The sequence below is a fragment of the Qipengyuania aquimaris genome, assembly GCF_009827445.1.
GTDB lineage: Bacteria > Pseudomonadota > Alphaproteobacteria > Sphingomonadales > Sphingomonadaceae > Qipengyuania > Qipengyuania aquimaris.
The window spans coordinates 2,205,447-2,220,774 of the sequence record NZ_WTYI01000001.1; the positions used below are offsets into that span (position 1 = coordinate 2,205,447).

Consider the following 15,328-nt stretch of genomic DNA (forward strand, 5'->3'; position numbering starts at 1 on the left):
CTTTCGGGCATCAGTTCGCCCATGCGTATCGCCACTTTCAATATTAACGGGATCAAGGCCCGCCTGCCACGCCTCAAGGAGTGGCTTGAAGAAACTCGCCCGTCGGTCGCCTGCCTGCAGGAAATCAAGACGATGGACGAAGGCTTTCCGGCCGAAGAATTCGAAAGCATCGGCTATCATGCCATCTGGCATGGGCAGAAAAGCTTCAACGGCGTCGCGATCCTGGCCGATGGTGTAAAGCCGGTCGAAATCCAGCGCGGGTTGGGCATCGATGGGCCCAAGGACGGCGAGGGGGAACAGGCCCGCTATCTCGAGGCCGAGGTGTACGGGGTGCGCATTTGCAATCTCTACCTGCCGAACGGCAACCCGCATCCGGGCCCGAAATTCGATTACAAGCTGGCCTGGATGGAGAAGCTTCGCGCGCGGATGAAGGCCGTTTGGGAAGAAGAAGTGCCTACGGTCGTGCTGGGCGACTTCAACGTCATTCCGGAAGACAAGGACGTATGGTCGCCCAAGGCGATGGCGTCCGATGCGTTGATGCAACCGGAATCGCGCGACGCCTATTTCCGCCTGCTTGGCGATGGCTGGACCGATGCGATCGATACGCTCAATCCGCGCGGCGGCGTGTGGACTTATTGGGACTACCAGGCAGGCGCCTGGCAGCGCGACCATGGCTTCAGGATCGACCACCTGTTGCTCTCGCCCGAACTCGCCGACCGGATGACGGCAGCGGGCGTAGACAAGGAATATCGCGGTCGCGAGAAGTCCAGCGACCACACGCCGGTCTGGGTTGAGATCGCCGACTGACAACCCGAAAGCAAAAGGCCGCCACGCCTGAGCGCAGCGGCCTCGTATTCCCGTCCAAAGAATTTTATCGGTAAAAGATGTGCGTCTTGATGGTGGCGCGAGCGACCTTGCGCTTTGCCCAGCTAGGGCGGACGTAATTCGCGTGGAAATAGAGCGAATCGTCGGCTTCGCTGTCCCACAGGCCTTGGTGCGCAATGCGCGCAACAGCCTTGGCGCGTTTCCATGCAGCAGAGCCCTGCTTGATGCGCGGCATTTTGCCGCCGCGAACGAAGCTGAACTGGGCGCGCTGGTAGACCACGCCGCAATAGCTGGAGGGGAACTGGCGCGATTCGCTGCGGTTGATGACGACCTGCGCAACAGCCAGCTGGCCTTCGAGCGGCTCACCGCGCGATTCGAAATAGACGGCACCTGCAAGGCAGCGCATCTCTTCCGACAGCTGTCCGGCTGCAGGCATGGCGGAAACCAGCGCGTGCAGGCTCTCGGCCTTTGGCGCTTCCGCGGGAATTTCTTGGGTGGCTTCCGTTTCTTCAGGAAGTTCTTGGACGACTTCGCCTTCGACGAATACCGGCACGACCTCATCGGTCAGTTCGGTTTCGGAGACGATCGTCTCGCTATCCGCTTCAGCAGCGAAGGCGATGGAGCCGGTTTCTTCCGCACCGGCGAAACTTGCAACAAGCGTAACCGCGCTCGCCGCGAGGGCTAGGTAAGTCTTTCGCATTATTCCGAGTGACTAAGCGGTGAACTCGCAGTCGCAGGCCGGGATCAGAGGCACGTTACTTGTGCCATACTATTCAGATCCGTTTTTCGAGCCTGCCGGTCGTTCCCCGTCTGCGTGCTAGCTTGCCGACCCCATTGTCGTCCAAAGCCGCCTACGCATCGAAGCTGGGCAGCCAAATAGTCACAATTGAAACCGTGTCAAGTTAACGGGGGTCGGAATCGATGAGCCGTTCCATTTCGGGGCCATCCAGCTCCAAAATCCAAAGATCGGGGTCCTGGTCCATGCGGCGACGGATATAATCGTCAAATTCGCGCGCATTTTCAATGTCTTGAGTTCTTGTTGCTTGAAAGCGGCGTGTCCCATCCAACTGCGGCATCCGCTCCCAAAACATTGTATTTTTGCCACTGTGTGTGGTTAATATGCCCAGCGTTCCTGCATCGCGCTCGCCCGATTGAAGGACGGTAGCAAAGCCTCCGGCGGCCTGGGCCTGGCGTATCAGGCCGCTCACCTCGATATGTGTCGGCAGGCGCGCGTCTTCGAAGCCGTGGCTCAAGCGGCATATCCCGGTAGGCCGGAGAGTGAGATGCGCGATTTCATGAAGGTGCCCGTGCCGCGGCCTATTTCGTCACCTTCGGCATCGACCAACCGTGATTCGGCCACGAAAACGCGCCGCTTGCCGCTGACCCAGCGCCCTTCCGCAGTAACGCGCCCTTCGCGGACCGGCTTGGTGAAATGGAGGTTGAAGGACGTGGTCAGCAGGAAACGGTCCGTAACCAGCGTATTCGCCGCATAGAATGCCGCATCGTCGAGCATCTTGAAGTAGATCGTCCCGTGCGCTGCGCCGGCGGCATGATAGGCAGCCTCGGTCACATCGAAAGTGATGCGCGCGCTGCCTTCCCCCGTGATCTCGAGCGAGGAATCGAACAGGCCGTTTACGGGTGCAGAGGCGTACAATCCCTCAAGAGCGCGCCAGTGACCCTCCGCGCCGCTATTGCCAGACATTGCCATCGAAATGTCCCGTCAGCGCGGCTCGACCCAGCCGATCGAACCATCGGGCCGGCGGTAAACCATGTTATGCGCTTCCGTAGCGCCATTCTTGAAGAGCAGCGCGTTCGTATTCTGCAGGTCGAGCATCATGACCGCATCGGCCACCGAGCATTCGGGGATCATCGCACTCGTCTCGGCAACGATCGGCGGGCTGTCCGAAGTGATCTCATCGTCGTTCTCGGGCTCGGGCGCGGCGAAGATCGTATAGGCGGCCTCTTCTTCGCGCATGGCATACTGCGCCTGCTCGTGCCGGTCCTGGATTCGCCTCTTGTAGCGGCGGAGCTGCTTTTCGATCTTGGTTGCCGCCTTGTCGAACGCCTGGTGGATATCGTGGGCCTCCGCATGACCCTTGAGGATGAGGCCTTGCATGACGTGGGTGACGATGTCCGAAGAGAACGCGCCGCCAGCCGCCTTGCCGAAGGTGACGTGCGAGGAAATCGCGCGGTTGAAATACTTGTCGACGATGCCTTGCATGCGGTCTTCGACATGGGTCTGCAGCGCAGCGCCGGTATCGATCTGATGACCCGAGACGCGAATATCCATATTTCTCTCCTTTACCGCAGCATGCCGGTCGGGAACGTGGCGACACGCGCCGCGCCCTCCAACGAAACTAACCCCAAAGCGGGTTTTCGATCCCGCTCATGAATTTCCTGTGGCGCGCAAGCTCTTCCTCGCTGGGCGCATGGGCTCGCGGCTCGCGGCGCGGACGGTCCGGCGCCTGGCGAACGGCAACCACTTTGTCCTGCTCGACGACCTGCACGCGCTCTGCCGCGAGTTCCAGGCCGATCTGGCGACCACCCTTGAGTTCCACATAGACCTGGGCGAGCAATTCCGCGTCGAGCAGGGCGCCGTGCTTGACGCGATGGCTGCGATCGATGCCGTAGCGCGAACACAGCGCATCCAGCGACAATTTCGCGCCCGGGTGCCTTTTCTTGGCCATGGCGACGGTGTCCACCATCCTGCTCATGCAGATGGCTTCGCGCTCGCACAGGGTCAATTCGGCATTCAAAAAGGCGAAATCGAACCCGGCATTGTGAGCGATGAGAGGCGCGTCACCGATAAAATCGAGCAATTCATGCGCGGTATCGCGGAATAGCGGCTTGTCCGACAAGAACGCCGCAGACAATCCGTGCACAGCCTCTGCCCCTGCGGGCATATCGCGTTCCGGGTTGTAATAAGCGTGGAACACCTCGCCCGTCGGGACAAGATTGACCATTTCCACGCAACCGATTTCGACCATCCGGTCGCCTGTCTTGGGATCGAGGCCGGTGGTCTCAGTATCGAAAACGATCTCGCGCATTGCAGGGACTATCGGACTCGTGCTGGCGGATTACAAGGTTTTTAGATTCGCGACTGGCTACGCAAATCGTCGATGAGGCTGTGCACCGCCTGTTCGGTTTGCGAAAGCGTCGTTCCAGTGTCGATGATGTGGTCGGCGCGAGCGCGCTTCTCTGCGTCGGGAACCTGAAGTGACAGTATGTGCGCAAATTTCTCGGGCGTCATCGCAGGGCGGGCCAGCACGCGCTCGCGCTGGACCTCGGCCGGGGCAGAGACGACCACCACCACATCTACCGCCTCGGAGCCGCCTTTCTCGAACAGGAGTGGGATGTCGAATACCACCATGTCCTGACCGGCGTGTTCGATCAGGAAGGCGCCCCGTTCTTCGGCGACTGCCGGGTGAACGATGGCCTCGAGACGGGCGAGGGCGGGTTTGTCGCCGAACACCAGCTTGCCTAGCTTGTCCCTCAGGACACCGGTTTCGTCGGTGCTGCCCGGAAATTCAGCTTCGATAGCAGCGAGGAGCCTCCCGCCGGGGCCCTGCATCCGGCGGACTTCCCTGTCGGCATCGAAGACCGGCACGCCCGCACGCTCGAACATCTCGGCGACCGTGGATTTACCCATCCCGATCGAGCCGGTGAGCCCGATGATAATCGGCCGAGTCATGAAGTAAGCCTTTCGCGCAGCTCACCATCATGCTCTCGCGGTGCCTCGACACCGAAGAAAAATCGAAAGGCGGCCGAAGCCTGACCGATCAGCATGGAAAGACCATCGATAGTCCGCAGCCCCGCATCGCGCGCCGACGTCAGGAAAGCTGTCTCGAGCGGGTCGGTGACGATATCATAGGCTATCGATCCCGGCGGGGCGTGGCTCCAGTCAAAGGGCAATGACGGCTGGCCGCGCATTCCAAGGGGGCTGGCATTGATGACCAAATCGCAGCAGCCGTCCCGGTCGTCGAAGGCAAAGTCCGTCACTTCGGCAAAATGCGACAGCGGCGCGACATGGTGTTCTCCCTCGGCCAGTTCATCAAGAAGAGCGCGCGCTTTGTCGGTATCGCGTCCCGCAAGGACGAGGGTGAACCCTTCCTTCGCAAGTCCCGCCACGATGGCACGCGCTGCACCTCCCGTGCCCAGAATGCGTGCCATCCGGAAATAATGCGTGCCCGACAGTTCCGATCGCAAGGGTTCGAGAAAGCCCGCGACATCCGTGTTGCGCCCTACCAGCGCTCCGTCCGGAGCCTTCACGACCGTATTTACCGCTCCCACACGCTTGGCCAGGGGCTCCATCCGGTCGAGGTAAGGGATGATCGCCTGCTTATGCGGCATGGTGACATTGCACCCGCGCCAGTCGGGGTCTCCCCGCCGTTCGGCAAGATAGTTTTCGAGACCGGATGATGCGACATGGTGCGCGCGATATTCCGCCTCGATCCCGAGCTTTTCGATCCAGAAGCCGTGGATCGCAGGAGACTTGGACTGCGCGATCGGGTCGCCGATGACCTCTGCGTAAGGCTTCACGAGGGAAGGGCGCCTCCATCGCGCAGCGCGTCGAGAACCTGGAGCAACGGCATTCCCAGTACGGTAAACTGGTCGCCGATGATGCTTTCGAACAGTTGCACGCCCGGACCCTCGATCCGGAAAACGCCGACACAGTAAGAAACTTCCGGCCATTCGGCATCGAGGTATGCTTCGATGAATTCCTCGGACAGCTCCCGAACTTTGAGGCGCGCGAAATCCGATCCCATCCAGACGATCTTCCCGTCTCGTGCCAGCGCAGCAGCACTGTGCAAGGTCATTACCTTGCCGGAAAAGAAACGCAGGTGCTCTGCCGCCTGGTCGCGGGTTGCAGGCTTGTCGAACCTGCGCCCATCGACTTCGACAAGTGAATCGCTGCCCAGGACCAGACCGTGCGATTTCACGCCGGTCGCCTTTGCTGCAGCCAGAGCCTGCGCGATCTCTGCGGGATCGGCGCCCTCCATCTCGGCTTCCAAAGCACGCTCGTCGACATCGGCGGGCTCTGCCGAATAGGAAACGCCGGCCGCATCCAGCATCGCCTTGCGCGAGGCGGAATTCGAGGCGAGCACGATGCCTGTGCCCGAAATGCCGCTCATATCGCCTTCACCCCTTCGAAATCGCCGCCCGTTTTGTGGCTGCGCTCGCTACACAGCCGAATGACCGCAGCAGCAGTTTCCTCGATTGAGCGGCGCGTCACATCGATAACCGGCCATCCATTATCAGCGAACATCCGGCGTGCGAACGCCACTTCCGATTTGACCCGCTCGTTATCGATATAGGCAGTCTGAGACTGCTCGTTCAGCGTGAGGAGGCGATTGCGGCGGATCTGGACGAGGCGTTCCGGCGCGGTTGTAAGGCCGACGACAAGGGGCTTGCGCAGCTCGAAGAGTTTAGGGGGCGGGGGACTTTCGACCACCAGCGGGATATTCGCGACCTTATATCCGCGATTGGCTAGATAGATGCTCGTCGGCGTCTTCGAGCTGCGCGAGACGCCTGCCAGGATGATGTCGGCCTCTTCCCAGTTTTCCCAGCCGATACCGTCATCATGGGCGATGGTGAACTGGATCGCCTCGACGCGTTCGAAGTAAGCCTTGTCCATCTGGTGCTGGCGGCCAGGACGTCCATGAGCTTCCTGCCCCAGCGCTTTTTCCAGCGCCTCCGTCACACGATCGAGAATCGGCACGGCAGGCAGCCCGTTCTGGGCGCACACCTCTTCAAGGCGCGCACGCGCCTCGGGATTGACGAGGGTGAAGAGGACCAGGCCGGGATTTGCCTTGAGTTCCGGCACGATCCGGTCGAGATGTTGGCGCGAGCGGACCATGGGCCAGAAATGGCGCACGACATCGGCATCGTCGAACTGCGCGAGTGCGGCCTTGGCCAGCATTTCAAGCGTTTCGCCGGTGGAATCGGACAGCAGGTGGAGATGAATACGGTCGGCGATGTTGGTCACTTTCGGCCTGTGGAGAAGCACCGGATAAACCACGGCACAAGTCTGCCGACAAGTTCGGGGATCAATTCCCTCCCCATTGCGAGTCATCTCCGGGGGCGATTCCCGCACAGCAAATGGAACTTGTGCGCAGGCTGGGGAGAAGCGGGATAAGTTTGACTCGACTCAAGACAGAGCACGAGTCGCAATCCCGTATCCGGCCTTTTCCTTGCGGGAGAAATGGGGCAGGGGGCGGCTATGCCCGATATCCACAGGGCCAACAGACTCCTTCAACTCTTATAATAATACTTATTTATTGGATTGGACTCTCTCTCGATGCCCGGCCTTCTGCTCGACACTCTGAACGGTAAGCGCTCTGACAAGGTGCCGCTCTGGCTCATGCGCCAGGCTGGCCGGTACCTTCCCGAATATCGCGAATTGCGCGCCGAGAAGGGCGGATTCCTCGCGATGGCTTACGACAGCGAGGCGGCTTGCGAGATTACGCTGCAGCCAATCGACCGTTTCGGTTTTGATGGGGCGATCCTGTTTTCGGATATCCTGATCGTGCCGCATGCCCTTGGGCAACACCTGGAATTTCTGGCGGGTGAGGGGCCCAAGCTTTCTCCTCCGCTCGTCGAAGCCGAACTCGATGGATTGAGTCCGGATCGCTCCCGCTACGATCCGATTTACGAAACGGTTCGCCTTTGTCGCCAGCGCCTGTCGGAAAATGTGACAATGCTCGGCTTTGCGGGCAGCCCGTGGACGGTTGCGACCTACATGGTTGCTGGCGAGGGTAGCCGTGACCAGCACGATGCGCGGGCCATGGCTTATCGCGACCCAGGCAAATTGCAGGCGATCATCGATGCGATTGCCCATGAAACTATCGAGTATCTTTCCGGCCAGATCGAAGCCGGTGCAGAGGCCGTGCAGCTCTTCGACAGCTGGGCCGGCAGCCTTGCGCCCGACGAGTTCGAACGCTGGGTTATCGCTCCGAACGCGAAGATCGTAGCGGCCTTATCGCAGCGGTATCCTGCAACTCCGATCATTGGCTTTCCCAAGGGAGCTGGAGAAAAGCTTCCGGCCTATGCTCGCGAAACAGGCGTGAAGGCGGTTGGCGTAGATGAAACGCTCGATCCGGTGTGGGTCGCACGCGAATTACCCGCTGGGATGGCCGTACAAGGCAATCTGGACCCGCTTCTGCTGCTTTCGGGTAGTCCGGCCCTCGAAACGCGCATCGAGACAATCCTCGAGGCTTTTTCCGACCGGCCCCATGTCTTCAATCTGGGTCATGGCATTGATCGCCGCACCCCGATTGCGAATGTGGAGCGCCTGATTGCAACTGTCCGGGGCTGGCAGGGGTGACGAAGCTGTCTGCTGTCCCTACATCGACTGCATGCAGGATATTCTTGCGATGACCTATCTTTGGCTCAAGGCCGGCCACATCATTTTCATGGTGTTCTGGATGGCAGGTCTGTTCATGCTCCCGCGCCAGATGATCTACTGCCACGAGGCCGCGGCGGGATCCGAAGAGGAAGCGACCTGGGCCAAGCGCATGGGCCTGCTGCGCAAGATTATCCTAACGCCGAGCCTGATCGTCGTCTGGGTCCTTGGTCTCGCCCTTGCGATGAGTATCGGGGCGTTCGATCAAGGCTGGTTCCATGCGAAATTGCTGTTCGTGCTGCTCCTGACCGGTTTTCACGGATTCATGGTCGCCAAGTCGAAGGCCATGTCGAGAGGCGACCGCCCGCTTAGCGAAAAGCAGTTGCGGCTGTACGGCGAAGTGCCCGGCATCCTGCTTGCGGTGATTGTAGTCCTGGTGATCGTCAAACCGTTCTGACGCTGGCCGCGACCATCGTTTGCCGATTGACGGCAGGCGGGGCGACATTTATCTGCATTCCACCAACCGGCAAGAGGCCCCCGCGATTCAACAGGGTGCCGGGTCTGCTTTCTCCAAGCCCATACCGACCCGCCGGCCATTCCATATACCTGAGTAAAAACACATGCATCTCAAAGATTTGAAAGCAAAAGCGCCCGCAGACCTCGTGGCAATGGCCGAGGAACTGGGCGTCGAAGGCGCATCCACCATGCGCCGCCAAGACCTCATGTTCTGCATTCTCCGCGAACTGGCGGAAGATGAAGAATATGACGAAAAGATCATGGGCATCGGCACGATCGAAGTGCTGCAGGACGGTTTCGGCTTCCTGCGCAGCCCCGAAGCGAATTATCTCGCCGGTCCCGACGATATCTACGTCTCGCCCAACCAGGTCCGCAAATGGGGCCTGCGCACGGGTGACACTGTCGAAGGTGAAATCCGCGCGCCTAAGGAAGGCGAGCGCTATTTCGCGCTGACGAAGCTGACTAGCGTCAATTTCGAAGATCCCGACCAGGTCCGCCACCGCACCAATTTCGACAACCTGACCCCGCTTTACCCGGAACAGAAGCTGTCGCTCGATACGCTCGATCCGACGGTCCAGGACAAGTCGGCGCGCGTGATCGATATCATCTCGCCGCAGGGCAAGGGTCAGCGCGCGCTGATTGTCGCTCCGCCGCGTACCGGTAAGACCGTCCTGCTGCAGAACATCGCCAAGGCGATCACCGACAACCATCCGGAAGTCTTCCTCCTGGTCCTGCTCGTCGACGAGCGTCCGGAAGAAGTCACCGACATGCAGCGCAGCGTGAAGGGCGAGGTTATTTCGTCGACCTTCGACGAACCCGCAAACCGCCACGTCCAGGTCGCCGAAATGGTGATCGAGAAGGCGAAGCGTCTTGTCGAACACAAGCGCGACGTCGTCATCCTCCTCGACTCCATCACCCGTCTCGGCCGCGCCTACAACACCGTCGTGCCCAGCTCGGGCAAGGTGCTCACCGGCGGTGTCGATGCCAACGCGCTCCAGCGCCCCAAGCGCTTCTTCGGTGCTGCGCGTAACATTGAGGAAGGCGGCTCTCTCTCGATTATCGCGACCGCGCTGATCGATACCGGCAGCCGCATGGACGAGGTCATCTTCGAAGAATTCAAGGGCACGGGTAACAGCGAAATCGTCCTCGACCGCAAGGTTGCCGACAAGCGCATCTTCCCGGCTCTCGACGTCGGCAAGTCCGGTACCCGCAAGGAAGAACTGCTGGTCGAGAAGGACAAGCTGTCGAAGATGTGGGTCCTGCGCCGTATCCTCATGCAGATGGGCACGGTCGACGCGATGGAATTCCTCCTCGACAAGATGAAGGACTCCAAGACCAACGAAGACTTCTTCGCCAATATGAACCAGTAGGCGAAAGGGCCGCTTCCCAAACCGGGGAGCGGCCCTTTCCAGTTAGACCTTGCAGTTCTTGTTGATCCGAAATTGAAGAAGTGTACCCTTAGCGGCGGTACACTGGCGTTTGGCCATTTGTGCCCTTCACGAGATTAATCGCGTGGTCGCAGTCGCGCTCGTATACGTAGGCTTCGCCCGACGCGATAATCTCGTGATTGGCTGCCTTAAGGCGCCACCGCCAGCCACCTGACTGGTATTTCTCAAAATACATATCTTACCTCCTTTCTGGCACCGCTCGTGATGCCGTATGGATGGTGGACGCAAGATGTTGTGCATACAAGCTATAGAAAGACACTAATTATTGTGTTGAGAGAAAGTGAGTGCAGGATTAACGGTTTTCTGCGATAAATATAAAAAGTTCTGAGCAGGACTTTGTATATGACTTCTGTTGATAAGATACGTGCCAAAGCCGTGAAGGAGATTTGCGGCTTCGGGTCGGTCGCGATGATCGACTACTTGGAGCGTAGTGGCGTCTTCATACCACAAATAAGGCGCCGCAAGCGCAGGGGTGTTCCGCGACTCTATACATTCCGCGATGTCCTTATACTGAAGACAATTGCGACTTTGCTAGAGAACGGCGCCTCCGTCGCTGCCATTAAAGACGCGCTGGAAAAGCTACAGGCCTATCGCTGGAAGGCCGATCCGGCTGTCTTGGAGCATAGTCCCGGCGCTATCAGGCATTTGGTTTTTAGCGGAGGGAACTTCTATTTTCCGAGAAGTCGGGATGAGTTGGTTGACCTTACATTTGACGGTCAGCTGACGTTCGCTTTCGTATTAGACTTGGACCGCCTTCATACGGTTGTGCAGTCAGAGTGGGGGCAAGAAAGAATTAGGTTGTTGGGCTAAGCCTTCATGCGCTCCAGCATTCCAGCCATTTCTTCCCAGGCCTTGTTCACCGCCTTGAGTGGTCTCACCATCACCTTGAAATCCACGATCATACCGGCTTCATCAAATTCGATCAGGTCGATGCCGTTGACGTGTATCCCGCCCATTTCCGTAGTGAATTCCAGCATGGCGTTCGGGCCGTCGACCAGTTCGCGCACATAGGTGAAACTGTCGTTCCCAAGGGTCTTGCCTGCAGCGGAGAGGTAACCCACCACTAGGTCGCGGCCCTTTTGCGGCGTATGCACGACGGGTGAGTGGAACTGGGCATCTTCCCGGATGATTGCGGCGAGGTCCGCTGGCCGCGACCCGGCATCGATTACCTCATGCCATCGCTTCAAACCCATTTTAGCGCTCATGCGTGCCTCCGGAAACTATCGGCTCTCGCTGCCTCCCAATGGCGGGCGAGAGGAGTGGAGGACGGCTTGTCGAGCAGCACACCCGGTTCGGCAAAATAGTATATCTTGTCGAAGGCATCGGATCGCGCGCCATTGATCCGCTCTCGCATATCGAGCGGTTTCATGTCCCAGGGGTTGTCGAGACCCATGGCGATCGTGATTTCTCGCAAGGAATGCAGCGTTTGGCGCTGGAAGCGGGCTACGCGCGGGGCCTTGTCCTCGACGATGAGGCCGCGCTGACGCCACTCTTCCTGTGTGGCGATGCCTGTTGGGCAGGTGCCCTTGTGGCAATTCATCGACTGCACGCAGCCGAGCGAGAACATGAAAGGCCGCGCCGCGTTGCACCAGTCGGCACCGAGGGCGAAGCTCTTGGCCATTTGCGCGCCCGAATGAATCTTGCCTGACGTGGCAATCTTTACTTTGTCGCGAAGGCCGGTGCCCACAAGCATGTTGCGTACGAAGATCTGCCCTTCACGCAGCGGCATTCCGACAGAGTTGGAAAGCTCGAGAGGTGCGGCGCCCGTCCCGCCTTCGGCGCCATCGACGGTGATGAAGTCCGGATGCAATCCGGTTTCCAGCATCGCCTTCCCGACCGCGAAGATCTCGTGAGGAAGGCCCACGCACAGCTTGATGCCGACAGGCTTGCCGCCCGATAATTCGCGCAACCTTGTCACGAACTCGAGCATTTCGATCGGGGTGTCGAATTCCGGGTGTGCTGCCGGCGAGGTGACGGTTTCGCCAATCGGCACACCGCGGGCTTCTGCAATTTCCTTCGTCACCTTCGCGCCGGGCAGGACGCCGCCATGACCGGGCTTGGCGCCCTGGCTCAGTTTGAGTTCGATCATCTTGACCTGGTCGGAGGTGGCGTTTTCCTTGAATTGGTCCGGATCGAAGCGGCCATCCTTGGCCCTTGCGCCGAAATACCCACTTCCCAATTCCCAGATCAGGTCGCCACCGGGCTTGCGGTGATACTTGCTGATCGAGCCTTCGCCGGTGTTGTGCGCGAAGTTGCCCTCTTTAGCGCCGGCGTTAAGCGCTTCGATCGCACGGCCGGAAAGCGACCCGAAGCTCATGGCGGAGATATTGAGGAGGGACGACGAGTACGGCTTGGCGCAAGTGGTTTCGCCGACCGTCACGCGCCATTCCTCGGGCGCGGTGGAGGAGGGGGCAATCGAGTGGCCGACCCACTCATATTCATCGGAATAGACGTCGAGCTCGGTCCCCATCGGGTGCGAGTCGAGGTCGCCCTTGGCTCGTGCATAAACAAGCGCGCGAGCCTGGTGGCTGAACGGCCTGCCCTCGAGATCCCCTTCGACCACGTAGGACTGGGCGAAGGGGCGCAGGTCTTCCATGATCCACCTGATCCGGGCGATGAGCGGGTAATTTCTTCTAAGAGTATGTTTTTCCTGTGAAAAATCCCAGACTGCAACGAGCAGAGCGGGAACCAGGATCCACAGCAACCACCTTGCCGGCTCCCATAGTCCGGCAATCGCCACAAGCGCGTAGAGAAGGACCGGGATAATGTACCGGAAGGGGAGCTTTTCCATCGCAATCGACGCCTTCAGGCTAGGTGTTCGGCAAAAAACTCGCTCGTGCGGCGGTCGGCTAGATTCGCAGCTTCATCACTGCGACGATTGCCAAACTCCGTCGCGAAGCCGTGATCGAGACCCTCGTAGTCGTGAAGGGTTACCTTGGGGTGGTCGTCGAGGCCGGCATGCATGGCTGCCTGAATTTCCTTGTCCACGAAACCGTCCTCGGTCGGGATGTGGAGCATGAGTGGATTCGCGATGGCGTGCTTTTCGCCCAGAAGATTGTCGACGCCGACGGCGTAATATCCGACCGTAGCATCGCTATCCGTCCGTGCCGCAGTCATGTAGGCGAGGCGTCCGCCAAGGCAGTAGCCGACCGCGCCGACCTTGGAGCACCCTTCGCCGCGAGCGTATTTGATCGCCGCCTCGATGTCCCGGACGCCTTGGTCCTGGTCGAACTTTCCGAATAAATCCAACGCTTTATTCATTTCCGGCTCGATATCGGGGTCGAGTTCGATGCCATCCTCGAATTGCCAGAACAGGTCCGGGGCCACCGCCAGGTATCCGTCTTCCGCGAGCTTGTCGCACTTGCGGCGAATTCCGGCGTTGATACCGAATATCTCCTGGATGACTATGATCGCGGCTTTCGGCTTGTCGGCCGGCCTCGCGACATAGGCGTTGAATGTGTTTGCGCCATCGAGTGTGGAGATGGTGACCAGTTCGCTCATGCGTGTATTCTCCCTAGATAGTTGCAGGCCTAGCGCTTGTGGCGCGGGGCTGGCAAACCCAGATATGGAAAGACCCAGATGTCTTCTGGGCATTCAACGGAGGAAACGCGATGAAGGTCCAAATCGAAATCGACTGTACGCCAGAGGAGGCGCGGACCTTCATGGGCCTGCCCGACGTAGGAAAGGCGAACGACGTTTACGTCGACATGATGTCGAAAGCGATGAAGGGTGTTTCCAGTCCGGACCAGCTGCAGGAATACGCGCGACAGCTCGCGCCCATGGGGCAGGCCGGTTTCAAGCTGTTCCAGAGCTTCATGGAGGGCGCCAATGCTGCGCGCACTTCCGGCAAGACCACCAAGTCTTCGGACGACTAGGATAGCTCTTCCTCATGAGTGATACGATCTTCGCTCTTTCGAGCGGATCGCCTCCTGCCGCTATCGGGATCATCAGGATCAGCGGTGGAAGTGCGCGGGAGGCTTTGGAGCGGCTGGCAGGAAGGGTGCCGGAGCCTCGCCGGGCAACGTTGCGGACCCTGAGGGACGGGGCAGGGGGCGTTCTGGACAGTGCGCTCGTCCTCTGGTTCGATGGCCCGCAAACAGCCACGGGCGAGGAGCTGGCGGAAATCCATTGCCATGGTGGGCGCGCCGTTGTCGCTGCGATCGAGGTTGCACTGGGTTCGATCCCGGGGTTGCGTAGAGCGGAGCCCGGCGAATTCACCAGAAGGGCTTTCGCGAATGGTGTGCTGGATCTCGCCGAGGCGGAAGGTCTGGCGGACCTGTTGGCTGCAGAAACCGAATTGCAGAGGCTTGCAGCCCAGGCCTCTGCCGATGGCGCGATTTCGACCCAGGTCGATGCGTGGCGATCGCAGGTTCTCGGCTTGTCCGCCTATGTCGAGGCGGCACTCGATTTTTCTGACGAGGATGATGTCGAAGCGTTGCCGCCCGCCTTTCAGGATGGGTTGGCAGCAGTCGTGGCAGATATTCGCGCCGCGCTGCAGTCTCCGCGTGCAGAGCGACTGCGCGATGGCATCAGGGTTGTTCTTGCCGGTCCGCCGAACGCCGGAAAATCCTCTCTATTCAATGCTCTTCTTAACGAAGGTGCTGCGATCGTCACCGATGAAGCGGGGACTACCCGTGATGTTATCGAGAGGCCGGTGGCGTTCGAGGGCATGCCATTCGTATTGATCGATACCGCCGGCCTCAGGGACGATGGCGCGGCCCTGGTTGAAGCCATCGGTATCGACCGCGCGCGCAAAGAGCTCGAGAAGGCCGACATTGTGCTTTGGCTCGGCGCAGAAGGAGAAGGCCCGGAAGGTGCATTGGAGATTGCGGCCAAATGCGATCTCGAAGGCGCTGGAAAGAAGAACGCTGATCACACACTCTCGGCCGCCAGCGGTGTCGGGCTGGAGGGCTTGGTGGAGGATTTGGTGGCGAGAGCGAGGGGCTTGGTTCCCAAGCGCGGCATGGCTGCCTTCAATCAACGCCAGGCAGAAGCGCTTAGTCACGCATTTGATGCTCTCGAGGGGATTAAAGAGGGTGATGACCTCCTTCTCATAGCGGAGCGCTTGAGGCTCGCCCGCAGGGCATTTGACAGGCTGCTTGGCCGCCAATCCACCGAGGAAGTTCTAGATGCCTTGTTCGGGCGCTTCTGCATCGGGAAGTGAGATTGTTTCACGTGGAACACCGCGAGGCTTTGA

General features: G+C 59.7%; 20 protein-coding genes. 7 read left to right on the plus strand and 13 right to left on the minus strand.

The window, feature by feature from the left end; all coding sequences use genetic code 11:
- Nucleotides 1-21 precede the first annotated feature (21 nt).
- Nucleotides 22-807, plus strand: a complete 786-nt coding sequence (xth, locus tag GRI34_RS10805) for an exodeoxyribonuclease III (protein WP_160595928.1) — start codon at nucleotides 22-24, stop codon at nucleotides 805-807.
- Between the two features lie 64 nt (nucleotides 808-871).
- Here the strand turns inward: xth and GRI34_RS10810 are convergent, their stop codons facing one another.
- The 9 genes from GRI34_RS10810 to GRI34_RS10850 form a co-directional block, all read right to left on the minus strand.
- Complete coding sequence (locus GRI34_RS10810; RefSeq protein ID WP_160595929.1) at nucleotides 872-1,525, minus strand: cell wall hydrolase; 654 nt, start codon at nucleotides 1,523-1,525, stop codon at nucleotides 872-874.
- Between the two features lie 202 nt (nucleotides 1,526-1,727).
- On the minus strand, nucleotides 1,728-2,078 hold the full coding sequence (locus GRI34_RS10815) for a DUF1491 family protein (protein WP_160595930.1): 351 nt from the start codon (nucleotides 2,076-2,078) through the stop codon (nucleotides 1,728-1,730).
- Nucleotides 2,075-2,533 (minus strand): PaaI family thioesterase, encoded by a 459-nt coding sequence (locus GRI34_RS10820; protein WP_090477053.1) that lies wholly within the window; start codon nucleotides 2,531-2,533, stop codon nucleotides 2,075-2,077. Before GRI34_RS10820 ends, GRI34_RS10815 begins: the two co-directional genes overlap by 4 nt.
- A gap of 12 nt (nucleotides 2,534-2,545) precedes the next feature.
- Entirely contained in the window at nucleotides 2,546-3,115 is a 570-nt protein-coding gene (gene hpf, locus GRI34_RS10825; RefSeq protein ID WP_160595931.1) for a ribosome hibernation-promoting factor, HPF/YfiA family, read from the minus strand.
- A 67-nt stretch (nucleotides 3,116-3,182) separates the two neighbouring features.
- The gene (dnaQ, locus tag GRI34_RS10830; protein WP_160595932.1) at nucleotides 3,183-3,872 is read right to left on the minus strand and encodes a DNA polymerase III subunit epsilon; all 690 of its coding nucleotides are present in this window, start codon (nucleotides 3,870-3,872) and stop codon (nucleotides 3,183-3,185) included.
- 41 nt (nucleotides 3,873-3,913) lie between these two features.
- The gene (gene coaE, locus GRI34_RS10835) at nucleotides 3,914-4,516 is read right to left on the minus strand and encodes a dephospho-CoA kinase (RefSeq protein WP_160595933.1); all 603 of its coding nucleotides are present in this window, start codon (nucleotides 4,514-4,516) and stop codon (nucleotides 3,914-3,916) included.
- Nucleotides 4,513-5,364: a shikimate dehydrogenase gene (gene aroE, locus GRI34_RS10840; RefSeq protein WP_325065213.1), complete on the minus strand. Its 852-nt coding sequence runs from the start codon at nucleotides 5,362-5,364 to the stop codon at nucleotides 4,513-4,515. The genes coaE and aroE overlap by 4 nt, the downstream gene beginning before the upstream one ends.
- Nucleotides 5,361-5,957 carry a Maf family protein gene (locus GRI34_RS13310; RefSeq protein ID WP_160595935.1) on the minus strand — a complete coding sequence of 199 codons (597 nt, stop codon included), beginning with the start codon at nucleotides 5,955-5,957 and terminating at the stop codon, nucleotides 5,361-5,363. The genes aroE and GRI34_RS13310 overlap by 4 nt, the downstream gene beginning before the upstream one ends.
- Nucleotides 5,954-6,844 (minus strand): pyruvate, water dikinase regulatory protein, encoded by an 891-nt coding sequence (locus GRI34_RS10850; RefSeq protein ID WP_407692135.1) that lies wholly within the window; start codon nucleotides 6,842-6,844, stop codon nucleotides 5,954-5,956. The genes GRI34_RS13310 and GRI34_RS10850 overlap by 4 nt, the downstream gene beginning before the upstream one ends.
- A 279-nt stretch (nucleotides 6,845-7,123) precedes the next feature.
- On the opposite strand from GRI34_RS10850, the gene hemE reads away from it, so the two are divergent.
- The 3 genes from hemE to rho all read left to right on the plus strand — a co-directional run bounded on the left by hemE (nucleotide 7,124) and on the right by rho (nucleotide 10,053).
- Nucleotides 7,124-8,149 (plus strand): uroporphyrinogen decarboxylase, encoded by a 1,026-nt coding sequence (gene hemE, locus GRI34_RS10855; RefSeq protein ID WP_160595936.1) that lies wholly within the window; start codon nucleotides 7,124-7,126, stop codon nucleotides 8,147-8,149.
- Nucleotides 8,150-8,180: 31 nt separating this feature from the next.
- The gene (locus GRI34_RS10860; RefSeq protein ID WP_160595937.1) at nucleotides 8,181-8,624 is read left to right on the plus strand and encodes a CopD family protein; all 444 of its coding nucleotides are present in this window, start codon (nucleotides 8,181-8,183) and stop codon (nucleotides 8,622-8,624) included.
- Between the two features lie 163 nt (nucleotides 8,625-8,787).
- Nucleotides 8,788-10,053: a transcription termination factor Rho gene (gene rho / locus GRI34_RS10865; RefSeq protein WP_090477067.1), complete on the plus strand. Its 1,266-nt coding sequence runs from the start codon at nucleotides 8,788-8,790 to the stop codon at nucleotides 10,051-10,053.
- An 88-nt stretch (nucleotides 10,054-10,141) separates the two neighbouring features.
- On the opposite strand, the gene GRI34_RS10870 is transcribed toward rho, so the two are convergent.
- Nucleotides 10,142-10,306, minus strand: a complete 165-nt coding sequence (locus GRI34_RS10870; RefSeq protein ID WP_160595938.1) for a YegP family protein — start codon at nucleotides 10,304-10,306, stop codon at nucleotides 10,142-10,144.
- 167 nt (nucleotides 10,307-10,473) lie between these two features.
- On the opposite strand from GRI34_RS10870, the gene GRI34_RS10875 reads away from it, so the two are divergent.
- Entirely contained in the window at nucleotides 10,474-10,941 is a 468-nt protein-coding gene (locus tag GRI34_RS10875; protein ID WP_160595939.1) for a MerR family transcriptional regulator, read from the plus strand.
- Here the strand turns inward: GRI34_RS10875 and GRI34_RS10880 are convergent.
- Genes GRI34_RS10880 through GRI34_RS10890 form a run of 3 tightly spaced genes read right to left on the minus strand, consistent with a single transcriptional unit; the run spans nucleotide 10,938 to nucleotide 13,632 of the window.
- A complete protein-coding gene (locus tag GRI34_RS10880; protein WP_160595940.1) occupies nucleotides 10,938-11,336 on the minus strand; it encodes a nuclear transport factor 2 family protein in 399 nt (132 codons plus the stop codon). The genes GRI34_RS10875 and GRI34_RS10880 overlap by 4 nt on opposite strands.
- A complete protein-coding gene (locus tag GRI34_RS10885; RefSeq protein ID WP_199800150.1) occupies nucleotides 11,333-12,922 on the minus strand; it encodes an FMN-binding glutamate synthase family protein in 1,590 nt (529 codons plus the stop codon). The genes GRI34_RS10880 and GRI34_RS10885 overlap by 4 nt, the downstream gene beginning before the upstream one ends.
- Nucleotides 12,923-12,936: 14 nt before the next feature.
- Nucleotides 12,937-13,632, minus strand: coding sequence for a dienelactone hydrolase family protein (locus GRI34_RS10890; RefSeq protein ID WP_160595941.1), 696 nt, complete (start codon nucleotides 13,630-13,632; stop codon nucleotides 12,937-12,939).
- A 110-nt stretch (nucleotides 13,633-13,742) separates the two neighbouring features.
- On the opposite strand from GRI34_RS10890, the gene GRI34_RS10895 reads away from it, so the two are divergent.
- Both GRI34_RS10895 and mnmE read left to right on the plus strand, forming a co-directional pair.
- The gene (locus GRI34_RS10895; RefSeq protein WP_090477074.1) at nucleotides 13,743-14,006 is read left to right on the plus strand and encodes a DUF6489 family protein; all 264 of its coding nucleotides are present in this window, start codon (nucleotides 13,743-13,745) and stop codon (nucleotides 14,004-14,006) included.
- A gap of 14 nt (nucleotides 14,007-14,020) precedes the next feature.
- Nucleotides 14,021-15,295, plus strand: coding sequence for a tRNA uridine-5-carboxymethylaminomethyl(34) synthesis GTPase MnmE (gene mnmE, locus GRI34_RS10900; RefSeq protein ID WP_160595942.1), 1,275 nt, complete (start codon nucleotides 14,021-14,023; stop codon nucleotides 15,293-15,295).
- The last annotated feature ends 33 nt before the right edge of the window (nucleotides 15,296-15,328 follow it).